Here is a 15,507-nt window from a genome sequence, read left to right as displayed (position 1 = left end):
TGTAAATAGAATATTAATTGAAAAGGTAAAAAGCTTGTTGGAAGATAATAGTACGCAAAGTCGATCAAACCTGGACTCTATAGGGTTTCGCTATAAAACGACTAGCGGGGCACATACTGCTCGTACAATTATGCTAGAAGAGCTAAAGACATTGCTGTTTAGCCGCCCAGAATCAGCAACTCATGAAGACTACCGAAGTGATGTTGAAGATTTTAACTTGCTGCAAAAACCAACTGAAAACTCGCGTAAATATACATTCAAGCCATTGAGTACCCTATATGCTTTGTCTCCTGATGTATTTCTATTTCAAGTGTTCCGCAGTTGGTGGGAGCTTGATGAATCAGCACAAGACTTGCTTGCTTTCCAGCTAGCCATAGCTCGTGATCCTTATCTGTACAATTCAGCGTCAATGATCTGTATTTTGAGGCCTGGAGCGGCATTTGTGAAAAGTGATCTCGAAGAGCACATGGCAGCAGCATACCCCGAAAAGTTTAGTAAGAATACACTAGAGTCTTTAGTCCGGAATTTAAGTAGTAGTTGGTCACAGGCAGGTTACTTATCTAATTCCTCTAAGAAATCTCGGGAGGCTCCACAAATAAGTTATGTCAATGTAGCGTTTGCTCTTTTTCTAGCTCATTGCCACGGTTTAAGTGGGCAACGTTTATTTGACAGTTTTTGGTGTCAGTTGCTTTCAGACGACAAAGAAGAGTTATACGACTTAGCCCACCGAGCCTCTATGAGAGGGCTACTTAAATTTAAGCAAGCGAGTGAAGTGGTTGAAGTAACGTTTCCCACTATAGAAATGCCGGGTAATGAATGATGCAAGATAGAATATCCAAGCTTTTAAGAAGCTACGAAAAACATGTATCAACACCTTGGCCCACTACCGTCTCGGCTGCAGAAAGAACCATATTCTTGGTGTACCACAAGGAAGACGAGCTAAAACTCAGAGCGCGGGTTGAAGACTTTGAACTGGCAACAACTGCGAGCAATCATCCATGGAGCTTGCACGATCTTACCCTCAGTTTCGAAGAATGGATGTCAACTAATGAATATAAGGAAACGTACTTTGAAGATCCTGAGTATTTGAAAGCGCTGTACGAAGATTTTGCAGACGAGCTCGTCGATAAACTCATAGAGAGAGTAGAAGAGTCTCAATCACCAGATGGTGTAGTCGCTTTATTAGGGTGCGGGACTTTATTTGGCTTTGCTTCGGTTTCTGGTCTTGTAGAAGCCCTAGCAGATCGTATCACGGGTCGTTTAGTCGTTTTCTTCCCTGGCGAAGTCCAGAACAATAATTATCAACTTTTAGATGCGAAAGATGGTTGGGGATATCACGCAACCGCCATTTCAGCCACGTCATAAGGAATTCAAATGCTCAATCGTGAAATATTTGTCAACGATCCGGTAAACAGCCGTCTTGCAAACAATGGTGTTGCACAAGTTAAAGATGATCTCTCAGAGGGCGCGCTAGATACTCTGGAGTACGAACTGCGCACCTTTGTCTGTGATGGCGCTTATGAAAAAGGTATGGATAGTATCCTGTTCAACTATCTATCTGCACTCAAATCACGTGGTGAGCAGCCAGGCGTGTGGATTAGCGGCTTCTTTGGTTCAGGTAAATCCCATTTGGCTAAAATGCTAAGAACTCTATGGACAAACCAGACCCTAAACGGGGGAGCTAAAGCTCGTTCGATAGCGGATCTTCCTGATGGGATTTCTTGTCAGTTGGACGAATTAACCTCACTGGCTGAAGTCCATGGTGGCCTACATGCAGCGTCAGGAACGCTTGGCGCTGGTGCGGGTGACAAGGTGCGAATGGCATTATTGGGGATTATTTTCAAATCAGCAGGACTTCCAGAGCAATATCACCTAGCAAGATTTGTAATGTGGCTGAAATCTGAAGGCGTATTTGAAGCCGTGAAAACCTTCATTGAAGGAAAAGGGAAGCAGTGGGAGAAAGAGCTTAAAAATTTACACGTATCACCTATTATGCATGATGCTGTAATGCAATCCGTTCCCGGTATTGGCTCAGATCTTAAAGATGTACGCGAAACTTTGCGAGCGCAATACAAAATAGTAGATGACGTCAGTAATGACGAAATGGTCTCAGCTATTGTCGACGCTATTTCAGAAAACGGTGAACTGCCTTTAACATTGGTTGTTCTGGATGAGGTCCAGCAGTACATCGGTGACAATGTACAAAAAGCATTCGATGTACAAGAGGTTGTCGAAACTTGTAGTGGCGCAGGTGCGCTAAAAACAAAGCTTTTGTTTGTCGCTACTGGTCAAAGTGCACTGTCAGGAATGGCTAACCTGCAACGATTGATGGGACGTTTCCAAGTTCCCGTTCAGTTAGAAGATACTGATGTAGATGCGGTTATTCGTAAAGTTATACTGCAGAAAAAAGAATCCGCCAAACCTGCGGTGAAAGCAGTAGTTGATGGCAACCTGGGTGAAATCTCCAGGCATTTGCGTGGCAGTACTATTGAGCACAATAAAGATGACGAACAGTGGATGGTACCTGATTATCCATTACTACCCGTTCGCCGTCGCTTCTGGGAGCGCGTATTACCCGCACTTGATCGCACTGGAACAGGTTCACAGTTGCGTAACCAACTTCGTGTTGTTCATGAAGCGTTAAAATCCAACGCTGAACAAGATTTAGGTTATGTGGTTCCAGCTGATTTCCTTTACCAACAAATCTCAACAAACCTGCTACAAACAGGTGTGATCTCAAAAGACATTTACGAAACCATCAGTCGTAAAGTGAATAGTGACGCGGACAATAAGCTGCAAGGCCGTTTGCTCTCTCTAATTCTCCTGATTAGCAAACTCCCGGCTGAGATGAAGTATGGCATTTATGCAACGGTAGACAGTTTGTCGGATTTGCTTCTAGAAGATTTAGTGAACGATAAGCATGAACTGCGAGTCCGCGTTCCAAAAATGTTGCAAGCGCTCGAAGACGAACACTTGATCATGTCTCGTGAGACAACCCAAGGCCGTGAATACAGCTTGCAGACCGTCGAAAGCCAGGCTTGGTATGATGAGTTCCGTCGCCAAGAAAGTGACTTGGTAAGTAACCCTCAGATACTAGAAAAATATCGAAGCTCAGAAATTCAGAGCCATGTAAGAAAACAAGTTCTACAAACCCGTATTACACAAGGTGAGATTAAGGAACCACGCCCGATCCTAATTAGTTTTGATTCGGAGTTGCCAACTGAGGCTAATCAACAAATCTATGCTTGGGCACCAGTGCTAACCGAGAAGCAATTCAATGATTATTCGCGTGGCTCAGATCCAGATAGCGCTACTATCTTTATTTACGTTCCGGCTACACATCAAAGCGAGTTGCAAAAAGCCATCGTTGCTTTTAAGGCGGCAGAGAATACGCTAGATATTCGAGGTAGAGCGAATACCGAAGCAGGCAAAGATGCACTTCAAGCTATGGAGACGCGCCGCACTGAAGCTGAGCGAACCAAGAAGCAGATTTTGAGTGAAATTTACTCTCAAATTCAAGTCAGGTTAGCGGGAGGTCAGCAAATTGAAGGTGATTCACTAACTGAGCAGATACAAGCGGCGGGAGAGATATCGTGCAAACGTTTATTCCCTAAATTCAAGCTTGCGGATGATCGCGGATGGGCGAGGGTATTTAACAGTGCAAGTCAACACTCAGATCCTAACGCTCTTGAGCAAATTAACTATACAGGTGAAGTGGTTAAGCATCCTGTTTGTGCTGAGATACATCGTTTCATTGGCGCAATGAAAACAGGTAAAGATATTCGAGATAACTTTAAACAAGCCCCATATGGCTGGAGCAACGACACAATCGATGGTGCGCTTTATGCCATGCTTACAGGTAATGTTCTGCGCGCATCAGACACTAACGAAAAAGTGCTCGATGCAAAAAGTTTAGAGCGAAGTGCGGTCACCAAATCAAAGTTCAGACCTGAAAGTGTCACTTTATCAAAAGTGCAATTAATAAAAATCAAAAGTGTCGTTAATACTTTATTAGAAGAGGCATGCGGAGCAGGAGAAGAGGCGGTAAAACTACCCCTAGCAATTTTGAATGCTAAGCAAGTTGCTAATAGTGCAGGAGGGAGTGCCCCCTTGCCTATGGCGCCATCGACCAAACTGCTAGCAGAGCTTGAGATGTATGCGGGTAACGATCAATTGCTTAAAGCATATGAATACAAAGACCAGCTTATTAGTGATTTTCAACAGTGGAAAGACCTTGCGCACAAATCTGATATGCGATTGAAGCAATGGCATAAGATCAACGAAGCCTTGGGCTATTGTAAAGACTTGTCTATCCATACGCAGTTAACTGAACAAATGAAAGCGATTGTTGCAAACCGAAGTTTGCTAGAAGAACCTAACCCTATTGAACCTCTATTTAAAAGAGCAATAGATGAACTTCGCACTGCTATCACGGCACATTACGATAAGTTTGAGAAAGAGCACCGCAGTTGTCTTATCGAGTTACAAAGTGATCAAACTTGGGAGTCTATTTCTAAAGACAAACAAGAGAGCTATCTGAATAAGTACAACTTGTTAGAACTTCCAAAGCTCAATATAGGTGATGCGGATGGAGTATTTAACAGCTTAGATGAGATTAGTTTTAATCAGTGGAATGATAAAACATCTGCATTACAAAGTATCTTCACAAGGATGCTCAAAGACGTCATTCAAGAGCTTAAACCCAAGGTTCGTTACCAAAAGTTGGATCGGACTATTATTGAGTCTGAGCAAGACTTGCAGAAATGGCTAGCAGATACTGAGCAAAAACTTCGTGCCCAACTGGCAAATGGCCCTGTAATGCCAAACTAACTAACAATTAAGTAAACTGCCCGCCTTTATTGGCGGGCATTCATTTTACGAGATAGAACTATGAGAACAGCACTAGATAAAACACTTCGTAAAAAACTTGAAGATACAGTAATTAAAGCCCGTGACATTGTAGAGGCTGCCGTTAATGAAGTCCTAGAGCGCCTAGGCGTAGCAGAAAGTCAGGCGCCAAGTTATCTGACTGAAGAGCAACGCAAATTAAGAAATAAATTACGCGCCCATGCACGACAGTTGGGTGATCGCCTGCTAGACGGTAAGCAAGGGACAGAGCGCTTGGCTAATGAGATGGCGTATGAGCATTGGCATCGCATGCTGTTTGCTCGTTACCTAGAGCAAAATGACCTACTGATGTATGACGAGCACACGCCAGTCACATTGGACGAATGTGTTGAGCTGGCAGAACAAGAGCCTGATTGTAAAGACGGTTGGGAACTTGCAGGTCGCTTAGCACAAAAAATGCTGCCACAAATCTTCCGTGTGGACTCGCCTGTTTTCGATATCAAGCTGTCGATGAACCGAGTTGAAGAGTTAGAAAGTCTGATTGCACAACTAGACCCTCAAACCTATCAAGCGCAAGACAGCTTAGGGTGGTGTTACCAGTTTTGGCAAACTAAGAAGAAAGATCAGGTTAATAAGTCAGGTGTGAAAATTGGTGCACAGGAACTAAGCCCTGTTACCCAGCTATTTACAGAACCTTACATGGTGAGCTTCTTACTCGACAATGCGCTTGGGGCTTGGTGGGCCAATAAACGCCTTTCTCAAGATGATTTAATCCGCGCAAACAATGAGCAAGAGCTTCGTGAGTTAGCGGCTATTCCTGGGGTTCCTTTAGAATATCTTCGCTTCTCTAAGGAAGAGGAGGCGACTCAATGGAAACCAGCAGCAGGTGGGTTTGAAAAATGGCCAGAGCATCTATCGGAGCTTAAAACACTCGATCCTTGCTGTGGTTCTGGTCACTTTCTAGTGGCAGTTTTCCTAATGCTTGTACCTATGCGTATGCAACTTGAAGGACTGTCTGAGAAGCAAGCGGTTGACGCGGTACTACGCGATAATATTCACGGCCTTGAGCTTGATCAACGCTGTGTAGAGCTGGCGGCATTTGCATTGGCTTTAGAAGCATGGCGTTATCCAAATGCAGGCGGCTACCGTGTGTTACCAGAGCTTCAATTAGCTTGTTCTGGTATGTCGATTACTGAAGCACAAAAAGAGTGGAAAGATTTAGCGAAAGGTGATGAAGCATTGACCGATGCGATTGCATGGATGCAGGATACCTTTAAAGATGCATCGACTTTGGGTAGTTTAATTAACCCTCTAAAAGTATTAAGTGACGATAAATCAAAACCTTGGGAGGTTCTTCAGCATAGACTTGCGAATCAAATGGATGTTGACTTTGAATCAAAAAGTGTTGCACAAGGTTTATTAAAGGCAGCTAGTTTGTTGGTTGATAAGTACCAATGGGTGATTACAAATGTGCCTTACCTTTCCAAGAGTAAACATACAGATGTACTAAAACAAGAGATTGAAGATAACTATCCACTTTCAAAAAGTGATTTAGCTACGGTATTTTTAGAGAAAAGCTTTGAGCTTAGTAAAACAGGTGGAGTATCAAGTATTGTATTGCCACAAAACTGGCTGTTTCTCACTAGCTATAAGCACCTTCGTAAATATTTACTCGAAAATTATACATGGATTAGTGTTTGTCGACTCGGGAGCGGGGCATTTGAAACTATCTCAGGTGAGGTTGTACAAGTCGTATTACTTCAGATGAGGAAAAGCCATCCATTGGAAACAAATGTTATTGCAAGCATAGATGTGTCAGATTTTAAATATGTTCAGCAAAAAAGTAATTCTTTGAGGTATGGTGATCCTGAATTTGGAATCCAAGTAAATCAACTTAAAAATCCAGATAGTAGAATTAACTTTAAACAAGAGTATGGCGAATTATTAGAGGAATCTGCTGGTTGCTACCAAGGTATTTCACCTGCTGATTTCCCTCGGTTTGGTCGTAATTTTAGTGAAGTTAACGCTAACGGATGGGTTCACTGGCAAAGCACAGTTAAGCAGACGCTTCATTTCGGTGGTCGCGAGCTAGTTCTAAATTTGTCTGATGTTAAATATAAAGCTGAAGTAGAGGGTACAGCGTATATTCGTGGTACAGAAGCTTGGGGGAAAAAATGTATAACCATCAGTGCTATGGGAGATTTACCAGTAACCCTTGGAACAGGAGAAGCATCAGATACAAATGTCGCACAGATGGTTATTAATGACTCTAAGGCATTACCTGCGCTTTGGTGTTATGCCGAGTCAGGTGAGCTATCCCGTCAAATTAGAGAAATCGATCAAGCGTTGAAAGTTACCAATTCTACGATGCTAAAAGTTGGGTTTGAGTTGTCTAAGTGGGAGCACATAGCTAAATATTTATATCCTAATGGATTACCGAAACCATATAGCAACGATTTGACTCAATGGATCTTTCATGGTCACCCATGCGCATCAGTTATTTGGGATAAAGATTCTAAAACGACTGCTGTAGCTTATCTGCGCCAAGATGACACTGCACTTCAAGTCGCTGTCGCTCGTTTACTCGGTTACCAATGGCCTGCGGAACTTAATCCTGAAATGGAACTTGCGCCAGAAATGCGCGAAGTGATGAAGAAGAACGCAGACTTTGCTGGCTTGATTGATGATGACGGGATTGTTTGTATTCCAGCAGTGCGCGGTGAGAAAACCGCAGCTAAGCGTTTAGAAGCTATCTTACACAAAGCCTACGGTGACGAGTGGACAACCTCGGTCGAACAAAACCTACTTAAAGCAGTAAAAGCGAAAGATCTAGAAAGCTGGTTGCGAGACAAGTTCTTTGACCAACACTCTAAACTGTTCCAACACCGTCCATTTATTTGGCAAGTTTGGGACGGCTTAAAAGACGGCTTCTCAGCTCTTGTTAACTACCATAAGCTTGATTACAAAGGACTTGAACGCCTGATTTATACTTACCTAGATGACTGGATCAGTACCCAGAAACGCGACCTAGCTGACGACAAAGATGGTGCAGATATTCGCCTAAATCATGCTGAAATTTTAAAGACTCAACTTGAAGCTATTTTGTCTGGAGAAAAAGGCTTGGATATCTTCGTGCGCTGGAAACCATTAGCAGAGCAACCTATTGGTTGGAACCCAGACTTGAATGATGGGGTACGTCTCAACATCCGCCCATTTATGCTAGCAAAAGACGTGGGTAAAAAAGGCGCTGGTGTACTTCGTGGCAAGCCAAACATCCACTGGAAAAAAGACCGAGGTACAGACGTAGCTTCCGCTCCATGGTTTGATCTTGGCCTAGTCTATGGTGAGAAAGAGGGTAGTCGTATTAACGATCATTATTTAACTCTCGCAGAAAAGAAAGCAGCAAGAGAGCAATCATGAGACAAGCATTAGATAAAATACTGCGTAAAAAGTTAGAAGATACGGTTGTTAAAGCCCGTGATATTGTAGAAAAAGCCGTATTTGAAGCGCTACAACGTTTGGGTGTGGCAGAGACTCAAGCTCCAAGCTATTTAAGCGAAGAAGAACGTACGCTGCGTAATAAGTTGCGTGCCCATGCTCGTCAGCTCGGCGACAAACTAAAAGATGGCAAGCAAAAAACTGAGCGACTAATCAACGAAATGGCCTATGAGCACTGGCATCGTATGCTGTTTGCTCGTTACCTAGAACAAAACGACCTATTGATGTATGACGAGTACACGCCAGTCTCGCTAGATGAATGTTTTGAGCTGGCAGAAGAAGAGCCTGATTGTAAAGACGGTTGGGAACTTGCAGGTCGCTTAGCTCAAAAAATGCTGCCACAGATTTTCCGTGTGGACTCACCTGTATTCGATATCAAGCTATCGATGAACCGCGTGGAAGAGTTAGAAAGTCTGATTGTTCAGCTAGATCCTCAAACCTACCAAGCGCAAGACAGCTTAGGTTGGTGTTACCAGTTCTGGCAAACCAAGAAGAAAGATCAGGTTAATAAGTCAGGTGTGAAAATTGGTGCACAGGAACTAAGCCCTGTTACCCAGCTATTTACAGAACCTTACATGGTGAGCTTCTTACTCGACAATGCGCTTGGGGCTTGGTGGGCCAATAAACGCCTTTCTCAAGATGATTTAATCCGCGCAAACAATGAGCAAGAACTTCGTGAGTTAGCGGCTATTCCTGGGGTTCCTCTAGAGTATCTTCGTTTTACTAAGGAAGAGAGTGCCGACAGCGAACAAAAAGCAGAATCATGGAAACCAGCAGCGGGTGGGTTTGAAAAATGGCCTGAGCACTTGTCGGAGCTAAAAACACTCGATCCTTGTTGTGGCTCTGGTCACTTCCTAGTGGCTGTTTTCCTAATGCTTGTCCCTATGCGTATGCAACTTGAAGGATTGTCAGAGAAGCAAGCGGTTGATGCGGTACTGCGCGATAACATTCATGGCCTTGAGCTTGATCAACGCTGTGTAGAGCTGGCGGCATTTGCGCTGGCTTTAGAAGCGTGGCGTTACCCAAATGCGGGTGGTTACCGTGTGTTACCTGAGCTGCAATTAGCCTGTTCAGGTATGTCGATTGCTGAAGCACAAAAAGAGTGGAAAGATTTAGCGAAAGGTGATGAAGCATTAACAGATGCTATTACTTGGATGCAGGATACTTTTAAAGATGCTCCTACGTTAGGGAGTTTGATTGATCCAGTTAAAGCTTTAAAAGACAGCCAGTTAACGCCGTGGAGATATTTTCAACAAGCAATTCCAAATAAATCCGAAGCTAGTCGCGAAGCAAAAGTTTTTACGCAAGGGTTGGTCAAAGTTGCTGAGATCTTATCGGGGAATTATCAGTGGGTTGTAACAAATGTACCTTATTTGAGTCGTAGTAAACAAAGTAAGACTTTAAGAGAGTTTTGCGAAAAATATTACCTTGAAGCAAGTAATGATTTAGCGACAGTATTCTTGGAGCGTAGCCTCCAGCAAACCAGTAAATCTGGAGTGGTTAGTGTTGTAATTCCTCAAAACTGGTTGTTTTTGACGACATATAAAACGTTCAGAGACAAACTTCTTAAATTTAGCAGCTGGAATTTTCTTTGTCGCTTGGGTGCAAAAGGGTTTCAAACTCCTATGTGGGATTTTAATGTGCAGCTATTAACTTTAACTAATTCTTTGCCAAATAATTCTTACTCATTTGTGGGGGTTGATGTATCTAAAGAATCAGCAGCTATAGATAAACAAGTAGCGCTTCCCAAGGTAAATATTCAAGAAGTAAATCAACTAGGTCAAATGAAAAATCCAGATTCTATGATTCAGTTAGAGGCTAGCTCGAAACTAGGTTATATGAGGGACTATCTAAACTCATATCAAGGACTCAGTTCTGGTGACGACTTGAGGTTAAAGCGAGCAATATGGGAGTTAGATTATCGTAACAGAGTTGCGCAGTGGGAGTTTATGCAAGGCTCATGTCAAGGTAAGGGCGTCTTTTCTGGTAGAGATAACTTAATTAGTAAGCAAGTAACCAATGGTCTATTAAAATTAGGTGCATTGAGAGGTAAGGATGCTTGGAAGAAGAAAGGTATATCTATAGATCGAGTGGCTTCACTTTACCCCTCTTTGTATCAAGGTGATTATTTTCATAGCCTTGTGCCTACGTTGATACCAAAAGATGAAAAACATCTCTCGGCTATTTGGGCATTTGCTTCGTCTGAAGAAATGGTGAATTCAGTTAGACAGATGAATCAATCATTAAGTGTTGACAATGGATACTTTGAAAGATTTCAGGTTGACATTGAACATTGGGTGAGTGTATCAAATCAACAGTTTCCAAAAGGTCTTCCTTTACCTTATTCAGATGATCCTACTCAATGGGTGTTTCACGGCCACCCATGCGCATCAGTTATTTGGGATGAAGAATCTAAAACGACGGCTGTAACTAAACTGCGCGAAGATGACACTGTGCTACAAGTTACTGTCGCTCGTTTACTTGGCTATCAATGGCCTGCCGAACTTGATCCTGAAATGGAGCTTGCGCCAGAAATGCGCGAAGTGATGAAGAAGAAAGAAGACTTTGCTGGCTTGATTGACGATGACGGTATTGTTTGTATTCCAGCAGTGCGTGGCGAGAAAACAGCGGCTAAGCGTTTAGAAGCAATCTTACATAAAGCCTACGGAAACGAGTGGACAAGTTCAGTTGAACAAAATCTACTTAAAGCAGTAAAAGCGAAAGATCTTGAAAGCTGGTTGCGAGACAAGTTCTTTGACCAACACTCTAAACTGTTCCAACACCGTCCATTTATTTGGCAAGTTTGGGACGGCTTAAAAGACGGCTTCTCAGCTCTTGTTAACTACCATAAGCTTGATTACAAAGGACTTGAACGCCTGATTTATACTTACCTAGATGACTGGATCAGTACCCAGAAACGCGACCTAGCTGACGACAAAGATGGTGCAGATATTCGCCTAAATCATGCTGAAATTTTAAAGACTCAACTTGAAGCTATTTTGTCTGGAGAAAAAGGCTTGGATATCTTCGTGCGCTGGAAACCATTAGCAGAGCAACCTATTGGTTGGAACCCAGACTTGAATGATGGGGTACGTCTCAACATCCGCCCATTTATGCTAGCAAAAGACGTGGGTAAAAAAGGCGCTGGTGTACTTCGTGGCAAGCCAAACATCCACTGGAAAAAAGACCGAGGTACAGACGTAGCTTCCGCTCCATGGTTTGATCTTGGCCCAGTCTATGGTGAGAAAGAGGGTAGTCGTATTAACGATCATCATCTAACGCTTGCTGAAAAGAAAGCAGCTAGGGAACAAGCGAATGATTAAGTCGGTAGAAAACTACGCGGTTTCTGCCTTGTTTAGCGTAGATGAGAAAGTCATCTACGCTATTCCTAGGTATCAGCGTGAATACACCTGGGGTAAATGGCAGTGGGATACATTATTTGAAGATTTGCTCGATAATGATCCAAGCTACTTTTTGGGTTCTATTATCTGTATCAACCAAAGTACCGACGCCCTAGCCGTACAATCATTGGAGCTGGTTGATGGTCAACAGAGAATGACTACTCTGTCATTGCTTAAAGCAGCCATATACTCATGCTTCAAGAACCTTGACGTAGAACTTGAATTTGAACAACAACTCGAACTTCATAACTTGAAGCACAAGTTGATTTTGAAAAGCAATGCAGATCAGACTCGTATTGTGCCGCAAGTTCAAAATAGCAATCAGCAGGATTATTTCTGGGTATTAAATCAAGCAGGCGTACTCAAAGAAGCCGACTACCCATCAAATGCGGGTAATCGGAGAATTGTTCGAGCTTTCCGACATTTCAGCTCTCGAATTGAGGAATATCTCCAAGAATCAAGCGATAGAGTGTCAGCGCTAACATCGCTAATAGAAAAAGTGAATACTGCAACCTTAGTCAAGATTGAGGTGGCAAGTCATGCTGATGCGTACACATTGTTTGAATCATTGAACAATAGAGGTGTGCCACTTACCGCGATTGATCTTATTAAAAACAAGCTACTTGCTAAGCTTGAAAGTGATGATGAAGGCCAAATCGACAAGCATTTCAATAATTGGACGAAGGTATTAGGTTACCTCGGTGATGATTATGGCGTTCAGGAGCGCTTTTTTAGGCAATACTACAATGCGTTTAAGCCTAAGTTGAAAGACATAGTTAGTGTTCCTGTTGCGACTAAGTCGAACCTGATGCAAGTCTATGAGAAGCTTATCTCACATGATGCAGAGACATTTCTTGCCAAGATGATTAAGCATTCTGAGCTGTATGCACAGATCATTTGCCATAACCAGGTTCCTGAGCAACCAAGGCTTTCTTATTTGCTTGAAGATTTAGAACGTGTTCAAGGGGTGCCTTCTTATCTGCTTCTGATGCTGCTTTTTGCTAAGCAAGAAAAGCTAAGGTTGTCATTTGATCACCTAGAAAATATCACCAAGTTATTGATTGCTTTCTTTGTTAGACGTAATACAACCGACAAACCTGCCACTCGCGATCTTACTCGAATCTTTATGGATTTGACTGGGGTAATACCAACTCTTCAAGGGGATGAAATTGTTGATGCGGTGGCGACGAGCTTAAGTCGAGTTAGTGCTGATGACGAAACGTTTAAACGTGATTTGTCAGGCAACTTATACGCAGACAATAAGTCGGTGTGTCGTTACGTGTTGTGTGCGCTAGAGCAGAGTCGGATGACACGAGAGACAGAGCGCAATTTGTGGGTTGTTAAAGGTAAGCAGTTTGTCTGGACTATTGAGCATATCTTCCCGCAAGGAGAAAATATTCCTCAGTGCTGGGTCGATATGATCGCACAAGGTGATGAGGCTTTGGCGAAGCAGTATTTGGAAACACACGCTCATAAACTCGGTAATCTGACTATTTCTGGCTACAACAGTACGCTTGGAAACAAAAGCTTTATTGAAAAGCGAGATAGACAGGACAAGAAAGGCAGCCCTGTGGGATACAATAATGGTTTGTACCTCAATGCTGAGCTTGCTAAAGCTGATTCGTGGTCGGTCGAGCAGATCGATAATCGAACGCAAGAGCTTGTACAACAGATTTTGCAGATGTACCCGTTACCAATTTCGAACAAAGAAAGGCTTTAATGTTAGTCGTTAATTATTTAATCGAGCAGTTGCGAAACTCAGCAACTTTTAATAAGTCAGTTCAAGTAGCACCTGCTGCCATTTTGTGGACAGACATTGATTGCCAATGGCAATCCGCAATGCCATACATCAAGCAGCAGTTGCCTGAACTAATTGAACTCGGTGAATACAAGCCAGAAGAGCGTACAGGCCCAGCGATTTGGGTTAAGTGTGCTATTGCTGCAAAACTAGAAGAGTGCGAACTACCTGAAGATAAAACGCCAATCATTTATCTTCCTGGTGTTGGGCGAAAAGATTTACGAGCTATTGAGCAATGCCCTGAGAATTTGCAACCATTGGCTGAACTACAATACCGTGGTTGCTGGTGGGCGTATAACACGGCAGGGCGTGACTGGTCAGTTGGTTCGTTCCTAACTAATCCTAAAGTAGGTCTAGAACTCGACCTTGCAAAAGATAAAAAGACTCAAGAAGCTATCATCCAAGTATTGCCAGATCTGTTGGAAACGCCTGAAACTAAGTTGAAGGGCAAGAGGTTAGAGGCTGAAGATTTTTATTCTATCGTTTTGGATGATCCGATCAAAGACATCCTAGGTTGGCTTAATAACCCAACGGAAAAGTTCGAACAATGGCAAGGCAGTAAGTGGGGTATTTTCAGTCAGTCCTGCTTGTCAAGATACGGTTTTGAACCGAACGAAGCGAATATAGCACTTGCTCTAGAGTTGCTCTGTGATGCTCAAGGTGTATGGCAAGGCGTATGGGAGCGATTTGAAGAGACAGCAAGCAATCTTTCTGCATTGGTTGACCGCCTAAAAACAGTAATACCATCGGGACTTGCTTTTGACGCTCAAAATTACTTATCCGAAAACTTGCGTGATGAATCTGCTATTGAAGAGGCATTTAAGCAAATAGCGGGCAGTAATCGTGAGAACCTGAAGCAGACGTTCACTACACTGTGGAATAGCCAACAATCACGCCAAGATTGGATATGGTCTCAGCTAGGCTTTTCTCCTTGGTTAGACATTTTAGAGCAAGTTACGATTGTTCTTGAGCATACAGAGATCCCATTTACATCAGGTTCGCCAGAGGGCATGGCTGAGTTGTATACCAGTCGTTTCTGGCAGGCTGATGCCGCAGTGCTGAGTGCGATGGCAAAAGCGAAAGATATTCACCATCAGCAGTTGGTTGCGGATGTACTAGCTGTGATCTATACGCCATGGTTGGAAAGGGTGGCGCTTAACTTTCAAGATCAAGTCCGATTGAATGGTTACCCTGGCGATAAACAGTTAAAAGAAACATCAGCAAACTACTCTGTTGGTAGCCAAGTGATTTTCTTTGTTGATGGGTTGCGTTTCGATACCGCGAAGCAATTGGAGAGCAAACTTTCAGCCATTGGTGTAAACACCGATCTCACTTCTCAATGGTCTGCGCTTCCGTCATTGACAGCAACAGCCAAAGCCGCGGTAACACCGTTGGCTGACTTGCTAACGGGTTTAGAAGATAACAATGATTTCATTCCAGCATTAGCGAGTACACAAGCATCTTTTAGTAGTCACTACCTTAAGAAGTTACTTGCCGAACGAGGCTGGCAGTACTTAGATGGCCTTGAAACAGGTGAACAGAATGGTTATGCCTGGGTGCAAACAGGAGACCTAGATAACTTAGGTCACAAGCAACAGTTAAAGATGCCCCAGTACATTGAGCAGGTATTAGATGATGTTGTCGCACGAATTCGAGGTCTATTGGACGCGGGTTGGAAGCGAATCAAAATCGTCACAGACCATGGCTGGTTATGGGTGCCAGATGGCTTACCAAAAGGTGAAATTCACAAGTCATTGGGGACAAATCGTCAACGTCGCTGTGCGATATTGAAGAGCAATGTTCAATACGATGGTTTAGTCGTACCTTGGTTCTGGAATCCGAATGTTTCTATAGCGATGGCTCCTGGTATTTCAGGTTATGTATCAGGTGATCACTATAATCACGGTGGTCTGTCATTGCAGGAATGTTTGACGCCTGTGTTAAATATTAATAAGGCTTAAT

At 43.1% G+C, this 15,507-nt stretch carries 7 protein-coding genes; all 7 read left to right on the top strand.

Features of this window, described 5'->3' with window-relative positions; translation table 11 throughout:
- The first annotated feature begins 130 nt into the window (after nucleotides 1–130).
- Entirely contained in the window at nucleotides 131–820 is a 690-nt protein-coding gene (locus OCU56_RS07825; RefSeq protein ID WP_261872677.1) for a hypothetical protein, read from the top strand.
- A 98-nt stretch (nucleotides 821–918) separates the two neighbouring features.
- Nucleotides 919–1,365 carry a BREX protein BrxB domain-containing protein gene (locus OCU56_RS07820; protein ID WP_261874792.1) on the top strand — a complete coding sequence of 149 codons (447 nt, stop codon included), beginning with the start codon at nucleotides 919–921 and terminating at the stop codon, nucleotides 1,363–1,365.
- 9 nt (nucleotides 1,366–1,374) lie between these two features.
- Nucleotides 1,375–4,830 carry a BREX system P-loop protein BrxC gene (brxC, locus tag OCU56_RS07815; RefSeq protein WP_261872676.1) on the top strand — a complete coding sequence of 1,152 codons (3,456 nt, stop codon included), beginning with the start codon at nucleotides 1,375–1,377 and terminating at the stop codon, nucleotides 4,828–4,830.
- A gap of 60 nt (nucleotides 4,831–4,890) precedes the next feature.
- A complete protein-coding gene (locus tag OCU56_RS07810; protein WP_261872675.1) occupies nucleotides 4,891–8,268 on the top strand; it encodes a BREX-1 system adenine-specific DNA-methyltransferase PglX in 3,378 nt (1,125 codons plus the stop codon).
- On the top strand, nucleotides 8,265–11,669 hold the full coding sequence (locus OCU56_RS07805) for a BREX-1 system adenine-specific DNA-methyltransferase PglX (protein ID WP_261872674.1): 3,405 nt from the start codon (nucleotides 8,265–8,267) through the stop codon (nucleotides 11,667–11,669). The genes OCU56_RS07810 and OCU56_RS07805 overlap by 4 nt, the downstream gene beginning before the upstream one ends.
- Nucleotides 11,662–13,467, top strand: coding sequence for a DUF262 domain-containing protein (locus OCU56_RS07800; RefSeq protein WP_261872673.1), 1,806 nt, complete (start codon nucleotides 11,662–11,664; stop codon nucleotides 13,465–13,467). Before OCU56_RS07805 ends, OCU56_RS07800 begins: the two co-directional genes overlap by 8 nt.
- Complete coding sequence (gene pglZ / locus OCU56_RS07795) at nucleotides 13,467–15,506, top strand: BREX-1 system phosphatase PglZ type B (RefSeq protein ID WP_261872672.1); 2,040 nt, start codon at nucleotides 13,467–13,469, stop codon at nucleotides 15,504–15,506. The genes OCU56_RS07800 and pglZ overlap by 1 nt, the downstream gene beginning before the upstream one ends.
- The last annotated feature ends 1 nt before the right edge of the window (nucleotide 15,507 follow it).

The sequence above is a fragment of the Vibrio rarus genome (genome assembly GCF_024347075.1).
GTDB lineage: Bacteria > Pseudomonadota > Gammaproteobacteria > Enterobacterales > Vibrionaceae > Vibrio > Vibrio rarus.
Note: the sequence above shows the minus strand (reverse complement) of the source record. Positions and strands in the feature narration are given on the sequence as shown.